We start from the raw sequence: 21,049 nt of genomic DNA, 5'->3' as shown, positions 1-21,049 counted from the left end.
ACGCTGCGATCTTTTGATCTTGATTGATTTTTGAACACAAGATCAAAAGATCGCAGCGTGCCGCAGCTCCTACAAGGGTAACGCCTCAAGTCGCAGGCACAAAAAAACCGTGCCCGGATCGCTCCGGTGCACGGTTTTTTATTGCTGCGTCTTACTTGTTCACAGCGTCGGTCAGGCCTTTGGCCACAACCAGCTTGATCACTTTCTTCGCAGGGATTTCGATGGCAGCGCCAGTCGAAGGGTTACGGCCAGTGCGGGCAGGACGCTCGGTCACTTTCAGCTTGCCGATACCTGGCAAGGTGATTTCGCCGCCGTTTTCCAGCTGATCGGCAACGATTTGGCCCAGTTGGTCCAGAGCGTTACGCGCGGTGGTTTTCGGCGCGTCGATAGCTTCAGCGATGTCGGCGATCAGTTGGTCTTTAGTAAGAGCCATGTAGTGTTCCTTCCCTATCAAATTCATATGGATTGCAGAGTGCAGTGTCAGCCATCGAGCCCGATCTTCTGGATCTGGCACCCTCGGCGATAACCACGACGAGTCGGGTTATAGATGCCGAAATCAGGGTTTGGTTCGACCTGACAAATGCTGAATGCACGCTTAACGCAGTGACTTCGCGTAAGACCGGGCAAAACTAGCACAGAGACAAGGAAATATCCGCCTCTAGCTACCTATTTGGTCAGCTTTATTGCTCTAAACCGCTAAAAAACTGCATAAGCGTCAATGGTCGCCCGGGTTTTGCCCTGCAACCCGCGCCAAAACCAGTGGTTGCGGTACACTGGGCGCTTTTTCGGGGGAGCCTGCCCTCCTCCCTTCCACCAGCCGAGAAGCCCATGCCGATCCGTCATTGCATCGTCCACCTGATCGACAAAAAACCCGACGGCACGCCCGCAGTTCTGCACGCCCGTGACACGGAACTGGCCGAGTCTGCAGCCATCGAGAACATGCTCGCCGACCTCAACGAGAGCTATAACGCCAAACAGGGCAAAGCCTGGGGTCTGTTCCATCCGGAATCCGGCGCGTTCCCGTTCAGTGGCTGGCTGAAGGAATACATGGACGGCGGCAAGGACTTCACCGCGTTCAGCAAAGTCGCGGTCGAGCATTTGCAAAAGCTGATGGAAGAATCGAACCTGTCGGTCGGCGGCCACGTGCTGTTCGCCCACTATCAGCAAGGCATGACCGATTACCTGGCGATCGCCCTGCTGCACCACAGCGAAGGCGTGGCGGTGACCGATGAGCTGGACGTGACCCCGTCGCGCCATCTCGATCTCGGTCAGTTGCACCTGGCGGCGCGCATCAACGTCTCCGAGTGGCAGAACAACAAGCAGTCCAAGCAGTACATCTCGTTCATCAAGGGCAAGAACGGCAAAAAGGTTTCCGAATACTTCCGCGACTTCATCGGTTGCCAGGAAGGCGTCGACGGCCCCGGCGAAACCCGCACGCTGCTCAAGGCCTTCAGTGACTTCGTCGAGAGCGAAGACCTGCCGGAAGAGTCCGCCCGCGAGAAGACCAAGACCCTGGTCGATTACGCCAGCAGCCAGGCCAAGCTCGGTGAACCGATGGGCCTGGAAGAGCTCTCCGAGCTGATCGACGAGGAGCGCCCGAAGGCCTTCTACGATCACATCCGCAACAAGGATTACGGCCTGTCGCCAGAGATTCCGGCGGACAAACGCACCTTGAATCAATTCCGCCGCTTCACCGGTCGCGCCGAAGGCCTGTCGATCAGCTTCGAGGCACACCTGCTGGGCTCCAAGATCGAGTACGACGAAGAGGCCGGCACCTTGGTGATCAAGGGCCTGCCGACTTCGCTCACCGATCAGCTGAAGCGCCGCAACTGATGCTCGGCAATGTGCTGAAGAAGGTCGCACTGGTTCTGCTGGTGGTCGTGGTTTATCAGAACTGGGGCAAGATCGAGCGGGTTTTCAACCCGTCGCAGATGGTTGCAGAACAGACACGCGCGCAAGCCAACGTCGTGCTCTACGCCACCGACTGGTGCGGCTACTGCAAGCAGACCAAACGCTTTCTCGACAGCAAGGGAATTCCGTTCAAGGAGTTCGATATCGAGAAGGATGCCGAGGCGCGCAAGGCGTATGAGGCATTGGGTGGACGCGGGATTCCGTTGATCGACGTCAACGGCACGTTGATTCGCGGGTTTGACCCGGACGAGATTCTCGCTGCCCTGAAATAACAGCAAGATCAAAAGATCGCAGCCTGCGGCAGCTCCTACATGAGGTTTGTGTAGGGACTGCCGCAGGCTGCGATCTTTTGCTTTTATCGGGCTTCGATACGGAAACCAAAGCGCGGGAAGTGCACATGCACCACACCACCACGTTCGTCTTCGCGACGAATGATCAGCTCTTCGCTGCCAGCAAACAGTAGTTCACCCACCACCGGATCAACGCCGTAATCCGTCGCCGAGATCGCCACTTGCTGGCCAGCCTTGAAGCCGTTCGGGTCAACGAACTGCTCATTCGGCAATTCTGCCGGCTTCGCATTGCGCGCCACTTCCAGGGCTTCCTCTGAGGTCATCGCACTGGCCGCGCCGTGGCCAAAGCCCAACACCCGACCCAACCAAGCCGAAACAGCCGGATACTCATCCACCAGCGGCGCGGTCACGTGAGTCGCTTTGAGGAACCACAGCGGGTGCGCCAGCGCGAAGTCGGCAATCGACGGCTCACCAAAGAGGAAGTCGCCCTGCTCGCGCTGCAGCTGCTGCTCCAGCCGCGCCATGATCGTCGGCCATTGATGCTTGGCCTGCTCGGCGGACAAACGCGTGGCGCTGCCGCCACTGAACAGGCCAGCACGGTCGGCCAAGAACGCTTTGATCGCTTCCGGCGGCAACTTGCCGAAACGTACGGCCACCGATTCCGGCTGGAACACCAGGCTCACGGCATGTTGAAACACCACCGAATCAACCCAGGTAGCGAAACTGGCGGTGGTCATTTCCTGACCTTCAGGAAAGAAGCTCGGCAGGGCTTTTTCCTGCTCCAGTCGACGGGCGATCAGCGACGTGTCGCAATAGATGTCGGCGCCTATTTGCAGCACCGGGGTCTTGCGATAGCCACCGGTCAGGGCGGTCAGATCCGGTTTCGGCATGACTGGCGAGATGTGCACCGAGCGCCAGGACAAGCCTTTGAAGCCCAGCAGCAGACGGGCCTTCTCGGCAAATGGAGAGGTCGGGTAATGGTGGAGAATCAACTCGGACATGCTCGGCTCCGCCGCTCAAATAGTGAGCCCGCAGCTTAGCGTGCATTTGCTTAGCAGCCTACAGATCTGCCTGATGGGAACCCATCAGTCAGATTGATAAGACGCGACCAGACACTCCTTGGCGCTCTTCTTGAGCTTTTTGATCAACCGTTCCTGGCGCAGCGCGTCGCTTTTGTCGCGGCACAGCTCGGTGTAGACCAATGCCATGGCGGGGCTTGAGAGGAAGAACCGTGCGCCTTTGCCGCTCTGATGCTTGGCGAAACGACGCAGCGGATCGTCGCTGATCCCGCAATACAGTGAACCGTTGGCCGCGCGAACGAGGTAGACGAACCAGGACTTGCTCACCGGTTCGGCAACATCGACAGATTTTTCGCTAAGGCTGGTCACTTCGGGATCAAGACGTGTAGGAAACAGGCCGCGATCTTATCAGCGACCCGCCTGAAATGCCTTCAGTCCCTTCAATGCCTGTGCGCGCACGGTATTGCGCACCAGCGGCGTCCAGCCCAGCAGCAGGCCTTTGAAACCGAGCGCCTGACGTGACCAGCGCCACAGATCGAAGTGGTCGTGGTGTTCGCAGATCTTGCCGTCACGGAAGACGAAACGTGCCTGGATATCGTTGATCACGACATTGCCGGTCTGGCTGAACAGGTAAGTCGCGACCCAGTGCGCACCGCCGCTGCGCTCATCGGCACGGATGTTGTCGAAGGTCAGGGAGAAATCCTTGGCCCGAGTGGTGAGCATGCGCCACATGTCACCGGCATCGCGCCCGCGCAGTTCACCAAACGCCGGATCGCTGAACAGCACATCGTCGGTGTAACAGGCGGCCATGGCCTCGGCATCAAGGCGCTGGAAGGCCTGGTAGAAACGGGTGATCAACGCGGCGTGAGCTTCACTCATGGGCAATCTCCAAATAGGTACAGATTGCCATCACCATAATCTGCCATGCGCGGAAACACTATCGGCATTCACACGATCAGGACAAAAGCTTACCGCTCGTCGGACAAAGCGACATACCTGTTAGTTCTTACAGTGGCCAGCCACTCGATCCGGGTGTTTGATCTGGGTTCATCAGGCGCACCGAGCGGCCTGCACGACAAGGATCACGTCCCATGAGCATCGATAAGCCAACGATAGGGTTGCTGGCCAATTATCCTGTGAAATTTGCCGGTGCCACGCCGAACGTCATTGTCAGCCCCGCCCCTCCTGCCGGTGTTCCCGTGGAGGGCTTACCGCTGTCCAGTTTCAAAGAAGTGGTCAGGCGCGATGGCCGTCGTGAAGGTGCGGTGGAGGCATTGATCGATCCGCCTATGGCAGGCTATCTGAATATCGCGCTGTACATGAAAGGCCCGCGCGATACCGCGCCGCAGCTCATCGAACGCAGACCCGTGCCACCGGCCGAGCAGAATGATCCGGTGCGCTTTCACGTTTACCAGTCATTGTTCAACGACGGCGTTCACATCTTTACGTATGAAGTGGAACGTGCCAGCGGAAACAGTGGCCCTTCGATCGAATCGTGGGCGCTTTATCATCGCGACTTGCCTGGGGGTAATGACGTCCCCGGCACAGGTGACCATCCCGCCCTTGCTATCAGCCTGCCAGCCGAGCTGGGCGACCCGCCACGTATCGGCAAAGAGGAAGCAGATCGCGGCGTGGCCATCACGGTGTCCTACCCGTTTATGAGAGATCAAGACAGCATCACGCTGGAACTGAACCGTAGTCGGTTCCCCTTCACCGTACAGCCAGGCCAGCAAGACAGACCCTTTGTAATAACGGTGACCCGGGAGATGTTCGAAGAGGCTGGCAATAATGCCCGCTTTCCGATCTCGTACACGGTGATCGATCAGGTAAACAATCCGACGGACAAGCGGCGCTGGTCAAGGGTGATCGAGGCCAATGTCGACACGACTTCCGAGCTGGATCTGAAGTTTATAAACAGTCCGTTTACCGTGGCGCAAGGTGGGACACTCAAAGCCATTCAGTTGCGTCTGACGCGCGCGGGGCAACCCTTCGCTGGCATTGTCAGAATCACGCTACCTGCCGGCACACGATATGCAGATGGATCGAGCGGCGGTCGAGACTTCCCGACACTGGCGGATGGCACTCTGACAATTGGAGGGGTGAAGGCCAGCAGCACACCCGGCACTTTTTCAATCATCGCCGCCAGTGGTCCAGCCCATGCCAGCAGTGAATTGTCGATCAAACCTTATGGAGCGCTCGGACCGATTGCTCTGCCCGGCAGCGTCCTGGGTGTGACACTGAGCGCCGATGGACTGCAGGCCTGCGTCACGGGACACCAGAATGTTTTTGCAATCGATACGACCGCGTCCTCGCTGCAAAAGGTCATCAGTATTCCCACACTATCAACATCATGGGAGATCGCACTGAACAAGGATGCGACCCGCGCCTTTGCCTGCAATGGCGACAACGCACTTTCTGTTATCGACCTGACAACATCTTCGTTAATCACAAACATCCCCGTCCCCGGCCATCCCATTGCAATCGTATTGAGCGCCGATGGCACTCAAGCGTTTGTCAGTACATGGGGAGCCCACACAGTCGTGGTGATCGACACGGTCAACCTGCGGGCGGTCAAAACCATTCCAGTCGCTGCTTATCCTCGAGGTGTGGATATGTCGGGCGACGGCAGTCTGGTTTATGTCGCCCACTTTGGCGACGCCAGCCCCGGATCGGTCTCCGTCATCAACGTGCCGACGCTCTCAGTACTCAAGAACATACCGACAAATATAAGCACTTACGGCGTGGCGATAGTTCCGGGGGACAACAGCTTTTTGATTTGCGGCAGTGATGCAAACAATCAAGGTTTCGTCATGCAATACAGCACGCAAACCTGGACACAGATCAAAGCCGTTCGCGTGACCGGATCACCCAGAGGGATTGTGAGCAACCACGCAGGCACGAAGGCCTATTGCTGTGCCGCGGAAATCGATACTTTCCATGAAATCGATCTCTCGTCCTGGACGGTCATCACCCGTCCGATGATTGGAAAGGGACCGATGCAAATTGCGGTCAGCGACGATGACTCACGCGCATTCGTGACTTGCGCGCATGACAACACGCTCTGGAACATTTCCCTGCAGGCGGGCGCGACGGGTCACGTCGCGCAGGACAACGCGGCATCAACGACAGCCAATACCGAGCGGCAACGTATTCCGGGGGATGCGTATTGATTTGCCAATGACCCAGATCTGCGCCACGGGATGCTGGCGGAGATCCGGGTTCCCATTCAGATTTTTTCACTCTGTACTTGCACGTACAGAGCACGGCCGGCACCGAGGCCGGCAATGATCGCGCCCGCACCGATAATGCCGAAAATCCAGCCCACGGCATTCCAGCCGCCGGTCCAGTCATGCACCACACCGACCGCGAACGGTCCCATCGACGCCAGCGTGTAACCGAAGCCCTGAGACATGCTCGACAGGTTCGCCGCGACATGGGAATCACGCGAGCGCAGCACGATCAGGGTCAACGCCAGACTGAACGTACCGCCCTGCCCCAGCCCCAGCAGAATCGCCCAGCCCCACAGCCCTTCAATCGGCGCATACAGGCAACCGAGCAGTCCGCCCAAGGTCAACGCCATGACCACGACGATCGCCAGACGTTGATCTTTGCCACGAGTGGCCAGCCACGGCGCGGCCAGTGAACTGGCGAGCTGGATGATCACCGATCCGGACAACACCAGTCCCGCCTGAGTCGGCGTCAGGCCGCGACCAATGAGAATCGACGGCAACCAGCCGAACACAATGTAGGCCAGCGACGATTGCAGGCCCATGTACAAGGTCACCTGCCAGGCCAGCGGATCACGCAGCAATCCGCGCACGCGGTAGGCGACATTGTGGGCGCCGTGTTTCTGCCCCACTTGCGGTAGCCAAAACAGCGCAGCCACCAGCGCCGGGATGACCCAGAAACCCAAGCCGACTTTCCAGTCACCGCCGAAGTGTTCGCTCAACGGCACACTGGTGCCCGCCGCCATCGCCGCGCCCAGGCACAGGGCCATGGTGTAGACACCGGTCATGGTGCCGGCGTGTTTGGCGAAGTCGCGTTTGACGATACCCGGCAGCAGCACGCCGACGATGCCGATGCTCGCGCCGCCCAACACGCTGCCGGCGAACAACCCGATTTCACCGAAGCTGCTGCGCAAAATGATGCCGCCGGCCAGCGTCAGCAGAATCCCCAACACGACCCGTTCGGCACCGAAACGCCGCGCCAGAATCGGCGCCAGCGGGGCGAACAAACCGAGGCACAGCACCGGCAGTGTGGTCAGCAAACCGGCCTGCGCCGCCGACAAGCCGAGGCTTTTCGACACCTCGCTGAGCAATGGCGCCATGCTCGACAACGCCGGTCGCAGGTTCAGCGCCACCAGAATCAGCCCCAGCAGCAACAGCCACGGTCGGCGCACCAGCGGATGGCCTTGCTGCACTTGCTCGTCATCGGCCTCGGCGTCGATCAGCAGCTCTTCAAGCTCTGCCGAGCGCTTCGGGGTTGTGGATATCTCGTGGCGGGACATGGATTTCTCGGTTTCAAGGTTCATTGATCAACTGCCTCGACAAGGCTTTGGCCCGTTCCGGGTCGCGTTGTTCGACCGCATCGAGCAACTCGATGTGCAAATCGAACACTTCCTGACGGCGCGGGACGATGTTCAAGGTCTGGCGCAATTGCGCGCCGACGATGCTGGAGAAATAGCGATACAGCTCGCTGAGGGTCGGGTTGTGCGCGGCGTCGACCAAACGGCGGTGGAACACCAGATCGCAGGCGATGTAGGTGTCGAGATCGCCGTGATAGTGGCTGCCGCTGGTGCCGAGGGCTTCGCGCAATGCGGCGAGGTCTTCATCGGTACGGCGCAACGCCGCCAGACCGATGGCCTCGACTTCGAGGATATGCCGGGTTTCCCGCGCCTGCTCCAGCGAGCATTGCGACAGCGCTTTCAGGGTGTCCATCGGATCGACCACCGCGCGCAGGTAACTGCCGTCGCCCTGGCGGATCTCGATCAACCCGGAGAATGCCAGCACGCGCATGGCCTCTCGCACCGTATTGCGGCTGATGCCCAATTCGGCGCAGAGCTCGGGTTCGGTCGGCAAACGCTCGCCAACTTGCCAGGCACCACTGTTGATGCGCTGACGGAGCTGATCCAGGGCCTGATCGACCAAGGATCGTTTGATGAGTGGAGAAATGTCTGACATAGGATTCGCCCTTTCATCCAATCATAGGATGAATTTTCTGACATGTTAGTCAGGTTGGGCCGCCCACACAACCCAAGGAGCTGCCGAAGGCTCGGGACGCGATCGGACGATCTTTTGATCTGGTTTTCAAAATCCCAAGCAAAAGATCGCAGCCTGCGGCAGCTCCTACAGGGGACAGGGCAAAAAAAAACCCGGAACAGGTCCGGGTTTATTTCGCAGGCTGGATCAGATCAATGCAAAATCTGACTCAAGAACAACTTCGTCCGCTCATTCTGCGGGTTATCGAAGAAGTCATTCGGCGCTGCTTGCTCGACGATTTCACCCTTGTCCATGAAGATCACGCGGTTCGCCACAGTGCGGGCGAAGCCCATTTCGTGGGTTACGCAGAGCATGGTCATGCCGTCTTCCGCCAGACCGATCATGGTGTCGAGAACTTCTTTCACCATCTCCGGATCGAGCGCTGAAGTCGGTTCGTCGAAGAGCATGATTTTCGGCTTCATGCACAGTGCGCGAGCAATCGCCACACGCTGCTGCTGACCGCCGGACAGTTGCCCCGGAAACTTGTGCGCCTGCTCTGGAATGCGAACGCGCTCCAGGTAATGCATGGCGATTTCCTCGGCCTTGCGCTTGGGCATCTTGCGAACCCACATTGGCGCCAGGGTGCAGTTCTGCAGAATGGTCAGGTGCGGGAACAGGTTGAAGTGCTGGAACACCATGCCGACTTCGCGGCGGATCGCTTCGATCTGCTTGAGGTCGTTGGTCAGTTCCACGCCGTCGACGACGATGCGGCCCTGCTGGTGCTCTTCCAGACGATTGAGGCAGCGAATCGTCGTGGACTTGCCGGAACCCGACGGGCCGCACAGGACGATACGCTCGCCCTGTTTGACGTTGAGGTTGATGTCTTTCAGCACGTGGAACTGGCCGTACCACTTGTTGACGCCCTGCATCTGAATAATGCCTTCAGGGCCCACTGGCTTTTTGATTGCTTCGCTCATTTACAGAGAACTCCTAACGCTTGTGGCCAGTGTCGAGCTTGCGTTCCAGATGCATGGAATAGCGCGACATACCAAAACAGAAAATCCAGAACACCAGGGCGGCGAACACGTAGCCTTCGGTGGCCATGCCCAGCCATTTCGGATCGGCAGCGGCTTGCTTGACGCTGTTGAGTAGGTCAAACAGGCCGATGATGATCACCAGGCTGGTGTCCTTGAACAGCGCAATGAAGGTGTTGACGATGCCGGGAATCACCAGCTTCAGGGCTTGCGGCAGAATCACCAGGCCCATCGAACGCCAGTAACCGAGGCCCATCGCCGCAGCCGCTTCGTACTGACCTTTGGGGATCGCTTGCAGACCGCCGCGCACCACTTCGGCCACATAGGCCGACTGGAACAGGATCACGCCGATCAGCGCCCGCAGCAGCTTGTCGAAGTTCATGCCCTCAGGCAGGAACAGCGGCAGCATCACCGAAGACATGAACAGCACGGTGATCAACGGCACGCCGCGCCAGAATTCGATGAAGGTCACGCAGACCACCCGAATCGCCGGCATGTTCGAACGACGGCCCAGCGCCAGCACGATCCCCAGCGGCAGTGCGCCGGCGATGCCGACCGTAGCGATCACCAGGGTCAGCATCAGGCCGCCCCATTGGCTGGTCGCCACGTTGGTCAGGCCGAAACCACCGTGCAGCAGGATGAAAGCAATGATCGGGTACAGCACCAGGAAGCTCAGCCCGTAGATCGCTTTACGCGGGACACGGGAGATGAACAATGGCGCCGCACCGATGACCGCCAGCCACACGGTCAGGTCGACGCGCCAGCGCAGATCTGCCGGGTAGTAGCCGTACATGAACTGGCCGAAACGCTGCTGAATGAACACCCAGCAGGCGCCGTCCTTGGTGCAGTCGGCGCGGGTGGTGCCGACCCAGTTGGCATCGATGATTGCCCAACTAAGGATCGGTGGCACGACGAGATAAATCAGGTAGAACGCAAACAGCGTCAGCAGGGTGTTGAGCCAGCTGGAGAACATGTTCGCGCGCATCCACGCCACCACGCCGATGCTGCTGTTCGGTGGGGGCATGTCGGGTTTGAAAGTATGAGTACTCATGCGCTTTTCCTTACCGCTCGATCAGCGCAATGCGCTTGTTGTACCAGTTCATCAGCAAAGAAATGCTGATACTGATCGCCAGGTACACGCTCATGGTGATGGCAATCACCTCGATCGCCTGACCGGTCTGGTTGAGCACGGTGCCGGCAAACAGCGAAACCATTTCCGGGTAACCGATACCGGCTGCCAGCGAAGAGTTTTTCGCCAGGTTGAGGTATTGGCTGGTCAGCGGCGGAATGATCACGCGCAGGGCTTGCGGGATGATCACCTTGCGCAGCGTCGGGCCGTTGCGCAGGCCGAGCGAACGCGCCGCTTCGGTCTGGCCGTGGCTGACCGACTTGATCCCGGAGCGCACGATCTCAGCGATGAACGCTGCGGTGTACACCGTCAGGGCGAGGGTCAACGCGAGCAGTTCCGGGATCAGCACCCAGCCACCGACGAAGTTGAAACCTTTGAGCTCGGGCATTTCCCAGTGCAGCGGAGCGCCGAAGATCAATGCGCACAACGCCGGGATCACCAGCAGAATCGCCAGCCCTACCCAGAACTTGTGGAACGGCACGCCGGTCGCTTCAAAGCGTTTGTTGGCCCAGCGGCACATCAGCACGATGCCGACGATCGCCACCACGATGCTGATCATGAACGCCCAGAAACCGTCGGCGGCCAGTGCGGCCGGCATGTTCAGGCCACGGCTGCTGACGAAGAAGGTGTCGCCGAAGTTATGGCTGTTGCGCGGCCCCGGCATGGTCAGGAAGACCGCGAAGTACCAGAACAGAATCTGCAGCAGTGGCGGAATGTTGCGGAAGACTTCCACATACACGGTTGCCAGTTTGCTGATGATCCAGTTCTGCGACAGCCGCGCCACACCGATGATGAAACCGAGGATCGTCGCCAGAACCACGCCGATCACCGTCACCAACAGGGTGTTGAGCAAACCGATGACAAAGACGCGGGCGTAGCTGTCCGCTTCGGTGTAATCGATCAGGTGTTGAGCGATGCCGAACCCGGCACTGCGCTCCAGAAAGTCGAAACCGGAGGTAATGCCCCGGTGCTGAAGGTTGGTTTGCGTGTTGTCGAACAAGTACCAGCCCAGCGAGACCACCGCCACGATGGTGATGATCTGGAATAGCCACGCACGCACTCGTGGATCGCTGAGGCTGAACCTCTGCTTTGGTGCGCCGATTGAATTTTGCATGAAGTGCCCCGGAAAAAATGGAACAAGAACATCACCCGGCGGTTGGCCCGCCGGGCGATAGAACCATTAGCGCACTGGTGGTGCGTACTGAATGCCGCCGTTGTTCCACAGGGCGTTCAGACCACGGTCGATCTCCAGCGGAGTGCTCTTGCCGAGGTTTTTCTCGAAGATTTCGCCGTAGTTGCCGACTTGCTTGACGATCTGCACAACCCAGTCTTTCGGCAGTTTCAGGTCTTTGCCGTATTCGCCGTCAGCGCCGAGCATACGAGCAACGTCCGGGTTCTTGGTCGACTTGGCTTCAGCTTCGACGTTCTTCGAAGTGATGCCGGCTTCTTCGGTGTTGAGCAGCGCGTAGCCAACCCAACGCACGATGGCCAGCCACTCGTCGTCGCCGTTACGTACGACCGGGCCCAGTGGTTCTTTGGAAATGGTTTCTGGCAGAACCACGTAGTCCTTCGGCGAGGCCAGCTTGCTGCGCTGGGCGAACAGCTGGGACTTGTCGGAGGTCAGCACGTCGCAACGACCGGATTCCAGCGACTTGGCGCTTTCATCGGAGGTGTCGAAAGTGATCGGGGTGTATTTCAGACCGTTGCCGCGGAAGTAGTCGGAAACGTTCAGCTCGGTGGTAGTACCGGCCTGGATGCAGATGGTTGCACCGTCCAGCTCTTTGGCACTTTTCACGCCCAGCTTGTTGTTAACCAGGAAGCCGATGCCGTCGTAGTAGGTAATGAAGCCCGGGAATTTCAGGCCCATGCCCGCGTCACGCGAACTGGTCATGGTGGTGTTGCGCGACAGAATGTCGATCTCGCCCGATTGCAGCGCGGTGAAGCGCTCCTTGGCGTTCAACTGGCTGAATTTGACCTTGTTGGCGTCGCCGAATACGGCAGCGGCCACAGCACGGCAGACGTCAGCGTCGATGCCTAGGATCTTGCCGGTGGCATCCGGTACCGAGAAGCCCGGCAGACCGTCGCTCACGCCACATTGCACGAAACCTTTCTTCTGCACTGCATCCAGGGTTGCACCCGCCTGAGCGAACCCGCTGACGCCGAGTACTGTTGCTGCAGTCACGATCGCCAGGGTGGATTTCAACATCTTCATTCAAACCTCCAGTTTTGCTCTTGTTGTGTCGGAGCTAGAGTCCAGTCGCACCCTTTTGAGGCATTGTTGACCCGTGTTGGCTTTTTTTGGGGTCAACCGACGTCAGGACCTTCGCTATGAGTCTTTCAGGAGAAAATCCACATCATGGACAACTCACTTCTCACCAATCGGCCGAACGGGCTGTAGCCCTTTCACGTTCGCTAAGCCCGTAGCGGCCATTGGCGAACATCCATCACCGGATTCTTTGCATCCCGTCCCAAGGGGTACACTGATAGTGTTACCGCCAGGCGCGGGATCGGTTGCACGCTTGAAGCCATAGCAAAGCCCGTACCACACCGACCGCTGAAGCGTTTGAGCGACAGGTCAATAGCAAAACTTGTAACCTTGCGACATCTTCTTAACGGATCAACCGGGCGCGCACGCAAATCACGCACTCAATGAGAGCGCCCGCACATATTTGGAGCAGCCATGACCGAGCCCTTGATTCTTCAGCCTGTTAAGCCCGCAGACGCCTGCGTGATCTGGCTGCACGGCCTCGGCGCCGACCGCTATGACTTCCTGCCGGTGGCCGAAGCGCTGCAGGAAAGTCTGCTGAGCACGCGTTTTGTCTTGCCGCAGGCACCGACCCGTCCAGTGACGATAAATGGCGGATATGCCATGCCGAGCTGGTACGACATTAAAGCCATGAGCCCGGCACGAGCGATCGATCGCGATGAGCTGGAAGCGTCTGCCGATCGCATCATCGAACTGATCGAAAACGAGCGCGCCAGCGGAATAGACGCCTCGCGGATTTTCCTCGCGGGGTTTTCCCAGGGTGGCGCGGTGGTTTTACACACCGCGTTTGTGAAATGGCAGGGACCGTTGGGGGGCGTACTGGCCCTGTCGACGTATGCGCCGACCTTCAGCGATGAGCTGGAGTTGTCAGCCAGTCAGCAGCGCATTCCCGCGCTGTGTCTGCACGGCCAGTTCGATGGCGTGGTGCAGAACTCCATGGGCCGCAGCGCCTATGAGCATTTGGTGAAGCATGGTGTCACCGTGACATGGCAGGAATACCCAATGGAGCACGAAGTGTTACCCGAGGAAATTCGCGACATCGGTGTCTGGTTGAGCGAACGCTTGCGCTAAGCGTCGTGTTTAAAATCACCCTTTGATCCCTCCCCCTACGCCGCGCCCGTTTCTTGCATTACACTGGCCGGCGTACATTCCTTAATCAATTGATGAGATGACCGTGCTCAAAGCACTCAAGAAAATGTTCGGTAAAAGCGAGGCTGAGCAGCTCGCGCCAGTTCCCAGTGCGCCGTCGCACGCCCCCGGTCATCGCAACGATGCACCGCAGGCCGACCGCCCCGCTCCCGTAGCGGCACCGAAGCAACAACCAACACCTGCCCCGGAAGCCGCCATTGCCGCCGAACCTGCGCGCAGCGAAGCGCCGAAACCGGCCCGGCCACGCCGCGAACCGAAGCCCAAGGCTCCGGTCATTCCGTGGAAACTCGAAGACTTCGTCGTCGAGCCGCAGGAAGGCAAAACCCGCTTTCACGATTTCAAGCTGTCGCCAGAGCTGATGCACGCCATCCAGGATCTGGGCTTTCCTTATTGCACGCCGATTCAGGCACAGGTGCTGGGTTTCACCCTCGCCGGCAAAGACGCCATCGGTCGCGCACAGACCGGTACCGGCAAAACCGCCGCGTTCCTGATCTCGATCATCACCCAACTGCTGCAAACGCCGCCGCCGAAAGAACGCTACATGGGTGAACCCCGTGCGCTGATCATCGCGCCGACCCGCGAGCTGGTGGTGCAGATCGCCAAGGATGCTGCCGACCTGACCAAGTACACCGGCCTCAACGTCATGACGTTTGTCGGTGGCATGGACTTCGACAAACAGCTCAAGCACCTCGAAGCGCGCCATTGCGACATTCTCGTCGCCACTCCGGGCCGTCTGCTCGACTTCAACCAGCGCGGCGATGTGCACCTGGACATGGTTGAAGTGATGGTGCTGGACGAAGCCGACCGCATGCTCGACATGGGTTTCATCCCGCAAGTGCGGCAGATCATTCGTCAGACGCCACCGAAGTCCGAGCGCCAGACCTTGCTGTTCTCTGCGACCTTCACTGAAGACGTGATGAACCTCGCCAAGCAATGGACGACCGATCCGTCGATCGTCGAAATCGAAGTCACTAACGTCGCCAGCGAAAACGTCGAGCAACACATCTACGCCGTGGCCGGGGCCGACAAGTACAAACTGCTCTACAACCTGGTCAACGATAATGGTTGGGAGCGGGTGATGGTCTTCGCCAACCGCAAGGACGAAGTTCGCCGCATCGAAGAGCGTCTGGTGCGCGACGGTGTGAATGCTGCGCAACTGTCCGGCGATGTACCGCAGCACAAGCGCATCAAGACCCTCGAAGGTTTCCGCGAAGGCAAGATTCGCGTGCTGGTCGCCACCGATGTCGCTGGTCGCGGCATCCACATCGACGGCATCAGCCACGTGATCAACTTCACCCTGCCGGAAGTCCCGGACGACTACGTGCACCGCATCGGCCGTACCGGTCGTGCGGGCGCTGACGGCGTATCGATCAGCTTCGCCGGTGAGGACGACTCCTATCAGTTGCCGTCCATCGAAGAAAAGCTCGGTCGCAAGATCAGCTGTGAAACGCCACCGACGCATCTGTTGCGTGCGGTAGAGCGCAAACGTCCGCAGTAAGCGACGTTTAAAAGAAAAGCGCAGCCGGCAACGGACTGCGCTTTTTTTTGCCTGCCATTTGATCGGCGCTTGCGAGAGACGACTAAAAGTCCATAATGGACAAATTAGTTTATATCGAAATTCCGGAGCCTGACATGTCCAGTACGCCCTACGTGATCGACCAACATCAGGCCCGCGAGCTGCTGGCGCGCATCGATGTGCCGCAGATCCTGCGCAAGCTGTTTCGCGATCTTGCCGCGGGTGACGCCGTGCAGCCGGCGCAGCAACTGGTGGAGTTCCCACAGGGCGCCGGCGACTTCATCAACTATCTGGGTGTGCTGGCCGAGGATGGCGTGTACGGCGTAAAGACTTCGCCCTACATCGTTCGCGAGCAAGGCCCACTGGTGACGGCATGGACGCTGTTGATGTCGATGAAAACCGGTCAGCCGTTGTTGCTGTGTGATGCGGGTGAACTGACCACTGCACGTACGGCTGCGACCACAGCGGTGGCGGTGGATGCGCTCGCGCCTTTGCACGCTAAACATTTGGCGATCATTGGGAGCGGCAAGGTTGCCCAGGCGCACCTGCATTACGTGAAGTCGCTGCGTGACTGGCAGAGCATCAGTCTGTACTCGCCAAGCCTGTCCGCCGACGCGCAAACCCAGGCCTTGTTGAAGGCTATCACCCCTAACCTGAAGATCACTGACAGCCGTGAAGCCGCCCTCGCCGACGCTGACGTGATCATGCTTTGCACCTCGTCAGCGGGGCCGGTGATTGATCCGGCTGAGTTGAGCAAACCGGCGCTGATCACCTCGATCAGCACCAACGCCCCGCACGCCCACGAAGTGCCGCCGCAGAGCCTCAACGAGATGCAAGTGTTCTGCGACTATCGTCTGACCACGCCGGGGTCGGCGGGTGAGATGTTGATTGCCAGTGAACAGCATGGCTGGAGCCAGGATTCAATTGTTGGCGACCTCGCGGATCTGCTCAGTGAGAAAGTCCAGCGTCCGGGTTACGACCGTCACGTGTTTTTCCGTTCAATCGGCTTGGGCCTGGAAGACATTGCCCTGGCCAATGCGGTTTACCACCTAACCCACTAACACCATAAATCCCCTGTAGGAGTGAGCCTGCTCGCGATAGCGATCTTACATTCAGCATTATTGTTGACTGGTACACCGCTATCGCGAGCAGGCTCACTCCTACAGGAGATCTGCGTATTTTTGATATTACGTACTCACTGGAGAACCTCATGAGCCAGGCAGATTTCATCATCATCGGCGGCGGAATTGCCGGCGCTTCCACCGGTTTCTGGCTGTCGCCCCACGGCAAAGTGATCGTGCTCGAACGTGAATCCCATCCGGCCTATCACTCCACCGGACGCTCCGCTGCGCTGTTCACCGCCGCCTACGGCACGCCGCAAGTGCGCGCACTGACCCAGGCCAGCCGAGCGTTTTTCGACAACCCGCCAAGTGGTTTCTGTGAACATCCATTGCTGACCCCGCGCGGCGAAATGACCGTGGACTTCACCGGTGACCCCGCCGAACTCAACAACCAATACCTCAGCGCCAAAGCCACCGTGCCAGAGATGCAACGGCTCACCGCCGACGAAGCCTGCGCACGGCTGCCGATCCTGCGTCGGGAAAAAGTCCACGGCGCGATCTACGACCCGAGCGCCAGCGACATCGACACCGATGCCTTGCACCAGGGCTACCTGCGCGGCATCCGTCGCAACAACGGCGAAGTCCATACTGATTGCGAAGTACTCGGTCTGAGTCGCGATACCGACGGTCTCTGGCAAGTACAAACCAACGGCCAGACCTTCAGCGCGCCAGTGCTCATCAACGCCGCCGGCGCTTGGGCCGACAAGATCGGCGCACTGGCCGGCGCCAAGCCGTTGGGCCTGCAACCGAAACGCCGGGCCGCGTTCATCTTCGCCGGCCCCGAAGGCGTCGACATTCATCACTGGCCGATGCTGGTCAGTCTCGATGAATCCTTCTATATGAAGCCCGACGCCGGCATGTTCCTCGGCTCACCGGCCAACGCCGACCCGGTCGAACCGCACGACGTGCAGCCGGAAGAACTCGACATCGCCATGGGCATCTACCAGATCGAGGAGGCCACCACGCTGACCATCCGCCGCCCGACCCGCACGTGGGCCGGGCTGCGCAGTTTCGTCGGCGACGGTGATCTGCTCAGCGGTTTCGATCCGCAGGTGCCGGGATTGTTCTGGGTTGCCGCGCAGGGTGGCTACGGCATTCAGACATCGCCGGCGATGGGCCAGGCCAGTGCGGCATTGGTGCGTGGCAACCCTTTGCCCGAGCACTTGCGTGACTTCGGCCTGAGCAGCGCCATGCTCGCCCCTGCACGCCTCGCCTGATCGTCCATCCGGATGACGCGCCCAACGGATTGCGGCACACTCGCAGCGCCTCCTGATCACGGAGGCGTTGACGCTGCCTGGAGTTCCACTGTCATGACCGCCCCTGAATTCGACCCGGCTCTGGATAACTTCCGCGCCATCGCCGATGCCATCGCCACGCTGTTCTTTCCGCACGCCGAAGTGGTGCTGCACGATCTGCGCACGCAGAAGGTCGATTACATCGCCAACAACCTGTCCAAACGCGAAATCGGTGACGACTCGTCGCTGGAAGACATGCTCAGCAAGGATGTCAGCGACCGGAATATCGGCCCGTACGAAAAGCTCAATTGGGACGGTCAGAAAATTCGCAGTCTGAGCAGCGTCCTGCGCGACAGCGACGGTCTGCCGCTGGCGGTGCTGTGCATCAATCTGAATATTTCGCTGTTCGAAAATGCCAAGGCGGCGCTGGACCTGTTCCTGTCGCCGAGCAAACTGATCCCGCAACCGGACTCACTGTTTCGCGATGACTGGCAGGAGCGCATCAACACTTTCCTGCATGCCTGGCTGCGCGAGCGGCAGTTGAGCCTGAATGTGCTGACCCGCGATCACAAACGCGAACTGGTGCTGGCGCTGCACGCCGAGGGCGCGTTCAAGGGCAAGAGCGCCTCGAACTATGTGGCCAATGTGCTGAACATGGGGCGAGCGACGGTGTACAAACACCTGAAGGAAATGAAGGGCTAGAAATTTGCGGTGACCGATCTGGCCCCATCGCTGGCAAGCCAGCTCCCACAGGTTTTGTGTACGCCGCTAATCCCTGTGGGAGCTGGCTTGCCAGCGATGGAGGACTATCAGTCGCCGTAGATGTCGGACTTGAAATACTTCTCGGAAATCTTCTGGTACTCGCCACTCGCGCGAATGCCATCGATGGCGCCATTCAACTGGCTGACCAGTTCGGCATTGCCCTTGCGCACTGCAATCCCCGCGCCCTCGCCGACGTATTTCGGATCCTTCAACTCAGGCCCGACAAACGCATAGCCCTTGCCACGCGGCATCGACAGAAAGTCATTCAACGGAATGGTGTCGGCAAAGATCGCATCGAGGCGCCCCGCCGCCAGGTCCATGTAGATCTCTTCGTTGTTGCTGTAGCGCTTGACGTTGATGCCCTTGGGTTCGAACACCTCGGTGGCGTAACGATCAGTCGTGGTTGCGCGCTGCACGCCGACATTCTTGCCCTTGAGGCTGGCGTACTGATCATCAACCGTGGCGCCGTCCTTCATCACCAGACGCGACGAAGTGAAGTAGTACTTGTGGGTGAAATCCACCGACTTCTTGCGGTCTTCGTTGATGGTCATCGAGGACAGCGCCATGTCGATCTTCTTCACTTTCAGCGAAGGAATCAGACCGTCGAACTCGCCTTCGACCCACACGCACTTGACCTTCATCTGCGCACACAGGGCGTTGCCGATGTCGTAGTCGAAACCGACTATTTCGCCTTTGTCGGTTTTCGAGGCGAATGGCGGATAAGCGGCTTCGATGCCGATGCGCAGGGTTTGCTCGGCGGCGAACACGCTGGCGCAGGACAACAGGCTGAGGGCCAGTCCGGTGATGAGGGGGAGTTTCTTCATGTTCGTTCTCTCGCGGGGTTGTTGTTGGTTTGGCAAGAAAGAGCTGAAACGGGAGGCGATGCTTTTTTGTACTTATAAATCCATATTGGACTCGCAGGTACATATCGTCAATTAAAGAAAAGAGAGATTTTGGGTGTTGCAGAGGGCCCCATCGCTGGCAAGCCAACTCCCACAGTGATCGAGTCGTACACAGATTTTGTGTACACCAAATATCCTGTGGGAGCTGGCTTGCCAGCGATAGCGGATTTGAAGGCGCTAGAGGACTTACTTCTTCCAGCGATCCGCCGCTGCATGATCACTGTCGCGCCCTTCAACCCAACGCGGGCCGTCGCTGGTGTTTTCTTTCTTCCAGAACGGTGCACGGGTTTTCAGGTAGTCCATGACGAAGGCGCAGGCATCGAATGCGGCCTGGCGATGGGCGCTGGCGGCGCCGACAAACACAATCGGTTCGCCCGGCTCCAGCGCGCCGATTCGGTGCAGCACTTCCAGCTTCAACAGCGGCCAGCGCTGCTCAGCTTCGACGGCAATTTTGCCGAGGGCTTTTTCGGTCATGCCGGGATAGTGCTCAAGGAACATCCCCGCCACATCCAGCCCATCATTGAAGTCGCGTACGTAGCCGACAAAACTCACCACCGCACCAACGCCGACATTGGCCGCGTGCATCGCGTTGACTTCAGCGCCCGGATCGAACGGCGTGGCCTGCACACGAATCGCCATGGCTCAGCCTCCGGTCACGGTGGGAAAGAACGCCACTTCGTCGCCATCGACCACCGGCTCGTCGAGCTGGCAGAGATCTTCGTTACGCGCGCACATCAGGTTCTGCTCGCTCAGTACTTCAGCGCCACCCCGTTGCACGAGCAATGCACGCACGTCATCGACGGTGGCGAAATCACCTTCAACCTTCACCGAATCCACGCCCAGCGCTTCACGGTAACGGGCGAAAAACTTCACGGTCAGGTTCATGGCTGCTCCGCTTGAAAGTGCCCGCTCTTGCCGCCGACTTTCTCCAGCAGACGCACGCTTTCGATGGTCATGCCGCGATCGACGGCTTTGCACATGTCGTAGATGGTCAGGGCGGCGACGCTGGCGGCGGTCAGGGCTTCCATTTCGACGCCGGTCTGCCCGGACAGCTTGCAGCGGGCGACGATGCGCACGGTGTCTTCGCCGTCGGCGCTGAGTTCGACTTTGACGCCAGTAAGCATCAGCGGATGGCACAGGGGAATCAGATCGCTGGTTTTCTTCGCCGCTTGAATGCCGGCGATGCGCGCTACGGCGAACACGTCACCCTTGGGATGGCCGCCGCTGACGATCATCTGCAGGGTTTCGGGGAGCATGCGCACCAGCGCTTGGGCCGTCGCTTCACGGAACGTCACGGCTTTTTCGGTGACGTCGACCATGTTGGCGCGACCTTGGAAATCGAGATGAGTCAGCACGGGATTACTCCTGATCAGGAGCGGGGATTGTAAACCTGCAGGTCAAATTTCCGCACGCACGAATGTGGTGTTCTTCGTGTAGGAGCTGCCGAAGGCTCGGGCCGCGATCGGACGATCTTTTGACTTTGATTTTTAAAAACAAGATCAAAAGATCGTCCGATC

At 59.1% G+C, this 21,049-nt stretch carries 22 protein-coding genes; 8 read left to right on the top strand and 14 right to left on the bottom strand.

The features are described from left to right. Nucleotides 1-151: 151 nt before the first annotated feature. Nucleotides 152-433, bottom strand: coding sequence for an HU family DNA-binding protein (locus tag EJA71_RS18965; RefSeq protein ID WP_003221909.1), 282 nt, complete (start codon nt 431-433; stop codon nt 152-154). 395 nt (nt 434-828) lie between these two features. Between EJA71_RS18965 and yejK the strand changes: the two genes are divergently transcribed. Both yejK and EJA71_RS18955 read left to right on the top strand, forming a co-directional pair. Next, on the top strand, nt 829-1,833 hold the full coding sequence (gene yejK, locus EJA71_RS18960; RefSeq protein ID WP_150749497.1) for a nucleoid-associated protein YejK: 1,005 nt from the start codon (nt 829-831) through the stop codon (nt 1,831-1,833). After that, complete coding sequence (locus EJA71_RS18955) at nt 1,833-2,183, top strand: glutaredoxin family protein (RefSeq protein WP_034154584.1); 351 nt, start codon at nt 1,833-1,835, stop codon at nt 2,181-2,183. Before yejK ends, EJA71_RS18955 begins: the two co-directional genes overlap by 1 nt. 83 nt (nt 2,184-2,266) lie before the next feature. Here EJA71_RS18955 and EJA71_RS18950 read toward each other — a convergent pair whose 3' ends face one another. The 3 genes from EJA71_RS18950 to EJA71_RS18940 all read right to left on the bottom strand — a co-directional run bounded on the left by EJA71_RS18950 (nt 2,267) and on the right by EJA71_RS18940 (nt 4,099). Further along, the gene (locus tag EJA71_RS18950; RefSeq protein ID WP_158959172.1) at nt 2,267-3,202 is read right to left on the bottom strand and encodes a glutathione S-transferase family protein; all 936 of its coding nucleotides are present in this window, start codon (nt 3,200-3,202) and stop codon (nt 2,267-2,269) included. A gap of 84 nt (nt 3,203-3,286) precedes the next feature. After that, entirely contained in the window at nt 3,287-3,589 is a 303-nt protein-coding gene (locus EJA71_RS18945; RefSeq protein ID WP_122595043.1) for a GIY-YIG nuclease family protein, read from the bottom strand. A 39-nt stretch (nt 3,590-3,628) separates the two neighbouring features. Further along, a complete protein-coding gene (locus EJA71_RS18940) occupies nt 3,629-4,099 on the bottom strand; it encodes a nuclear transport factor 2 family protein (protein ID WP_158959171.1) in 471 nt (156 codons plus the stop codon). A 212-nt stretch (nt 4,100-4,311) separates the two neighbouring features. Here EJA71_RS18940 and EJA71_RS18935 point away from each other — a divergent pair, with 212 nt between their 5' ends. Continuing rightward, complete coding sequence (locus EJA71_RS18935; protein ID WP_158959170.1) at nt 4,312-6,390, top strand: hypothetical protein; 2,079 nt, start codon at nt 4,312-4,314, stop codon at nt 6,388-6,390. 56 nt (nt 6,391-6,446) lie between these two features. Here the strand turns inward: EJA71_RS18935 and EJA71_RS18930 are convergent, their stop codons facing one another. From EJA71_RS18930 to EJA71_RS18905, 6 genes are all read right to left on the bottom strand, one after another. Next, entirely contained in the window at nt 6,447-7,751 is a 1,305-nt protein-coding gene (locus EJA71_RS18930; protein ID WP_158959169.1) for a CynX/NimT family MFS transporter, read from the bottom strand. Further along, entirely contained in the window at nt 7,741-8,400 is a 660-nt protein-coding gene (locus EJA71_RS18925) for a FadR/GntR family transcriptional regulator (RefSeq protein ID WP_158959168.1), read from the bottom strand. Before EJA71_RS18925 ends, EJA71_RS18930 begins: the two co-directional genes overlap by 11 nt. A gap of 230 nt (nt 8,401-8,630) precedes the next feature. After that, on the bottom strand, nt 8,631-9,395 hold the full coding sequence (locus tag EJA71_RS18920; protein WP_008080191.1) for an amino acid ABC transporter ATP-binding protein: 765 nt from the start codon (nt 9,393-9,395) through the stop codon (nt 8,631-8,633). A 13-nt stretch (nt 9,396-9,408) separates the two neighbouring features. Continuing rightward, entirely contained in the window at nt 9,409-10,503 is a 1,095-nt protein-coding gene (locus tag EJA71_RS18915; RefSeq protein ID WP_158959167.1) for an amino acid ABC transporter permease, read from the bottom strand. 10 nt (nt 10,504-10,513) lie between these two features. Beyond that, nucleotides 10,514-11,695 carry an amino acid ABC transporter permease gene (locus EJA71_RS18910; RefSeq protein WP_158959166.1) on the bottom strand — a complete coding sequence of 394 codons (1,182 nt, stop codon included), beginning with the start codon at nt 11,693-11,695 and terminating at the stop codon, nt 10,514-10,516. Nucleotides 11,696-11,761: 66 nt separating this feature from the next. After that, a complete protein-coding gene (locus EJA71_RS18905; RefSeq protein WP_064118413.1) occupies nt 11,762-12,793 on the bottom strand; it encodes an amino acid ABC transporter substrate-binding protein in 1,032 nt (343 codons plus the stop codon). A gap of 468 nt (nt 12,794-13,261) precedes the next feature. Between EJA71_RS18905 and EJA71_RS18900 the strand changes: the two genes are divergently transcribed. The 5 genes from EJA71_RS18900 to EJA71_RS18880 all read left to right on the top strand — a co-directional run bounded on the left by EJA71_RS18900 (nt 13,262) and on the right by EJA71_RS18880 (nt 18,570). Beyond that, nucleotides 13,262-13,918: an alpha/beta hydrolase gene (locus EJA71_RS18900; protein WP_158959165.1), complete on the top strand. Its 657-nt coding sequence runs from the start codon at nt 13,262-13,264 to the stop codon at nt 13,916-13,918. A 97-nt stretch (nt 13,919-14,015) separates the two neighbouring features. Beyond that, nucleotides 14,016-15,494, top strand: a complete 1,479-nt coding sequence (gene rhlB / locus EJA71_RS18895; protein WP_158959164.1) for an ATP-dependent RNA helicase RhlB — start codon at nt 14,016-14,018, stop codon at nt 15,492-15,494. Between the two features lie 134 nt (nt 15,495-15,628). After that, the gene (locus EJA71_RS18890; RefSeq protein WP_158959163.1) at nt 15,629-16,573 is read left to right on the top strand and encodes an ornithine cyclodeaminase family protein; all 945 of its coding nucleotides are present in this window, start codon (nt 15,629-15,631) and stop codon (nt 16,571-16,573) included. Nucleotides 16,574-16,722: 149 nt separating this feature from the next. Next, nucleotides 16,723-17,850: an FAD-binding oxidoreductase gene (locus EJA71_RS18885; protein WP_158959162.1), complete on the top strand. Its 1,128-nt coding sequence runs from the start codon at nt 16,723-16,725 to the stop codon at nt 17,848-17,850. Between the two features lie 93 nt (nt 17,851-17,943). Next, complete coding sequence (locus EJA71_RS18880) at nt 17,944-18,570, top strand: transcriptional regulator (RefSeq protein ID WP_158959161.1); 627 nt, start codon at nt 17,944-17,946, stop codon at nt 18,568-18,570. Nucleotides 18,571-18,677: 107 nt separating this feature from the next. Here EJA71_RS18880 and EJA71_RS18875 read toward each other — a convergent pair whose 3' ends face one another. From EJA71_RS18875 to moaC, 4 genes are all read right to left on the bottom strand, one after another. Beyond that, entirely contained in the window at nt 18,678-19,454 is a 777-nt protein-coding gene (locus tag EJA71_RS18875) for an ABC transporter substrate-binding protein (protein ID WP_158959160.1), read from the bottom strand. 264 nt (nt 19,455-19,718) lie between these two features. Further along, the gene (moaE, locus tag EJA71_RS18870) at nt 19,719-20,171 is read right to left on the bottom strand and encodes a molybdopterin synthase catalytic subunit MoaE (RefSeq protein ID WP_016771590.1); all 453 of its coding nucleotides are present in this window, start codon (nt 20,169-20,171) and stop codon (nt 19,719-19,721) included. A gap of 3 nt (nt 20,172-20,174) precedes the next feature. Further along, a complete protein-coding gene (locus tag EJA71_RS18865) occupies nt 20,175-20,417 on the bottom strand; it encodes a MoaD/ThiS family protein (RefSeq protein ID WP_158959159.1) in 243 nt (80 codons plus the stop codon). Beyond that, nucleotides 20,414-20,887 (bottom strand): cyclic pyranopterin monophosphate synthase MoaC, encoded by a 474-nt coding sequence (gene moaC / locus EJA71_RS18860; RefSeq protein WP_158959158.1) that lies wholly within the window; start codon nt 20,885-20,887, stop codon nt 20,414-20,416. The genes EJA71_RS18865 and moaC overlap by 4 nt, the downstream gene beginning before the upstream one ends. Between the last annotated feature and the right edge of the window lie 162 nt (nt 20,888-21,049).

Origin of the sequence: Pseudomonas sp. PB106 (genome assembly GCF_009764645.1) — a bacterium.
In the GTDB taxonomy this organism is placed as follows: Bacteria; Pseudomonadota; Gammaproteobacteria; order Pseudomonadales; family Pseudomonadaceae; genus Aquipseudomonas.
The sequence above is the reverse complement of the archived record's forward strand: the minus strand, read 5'-3'. Positions and strand labels throughout refer to the sequence as shown.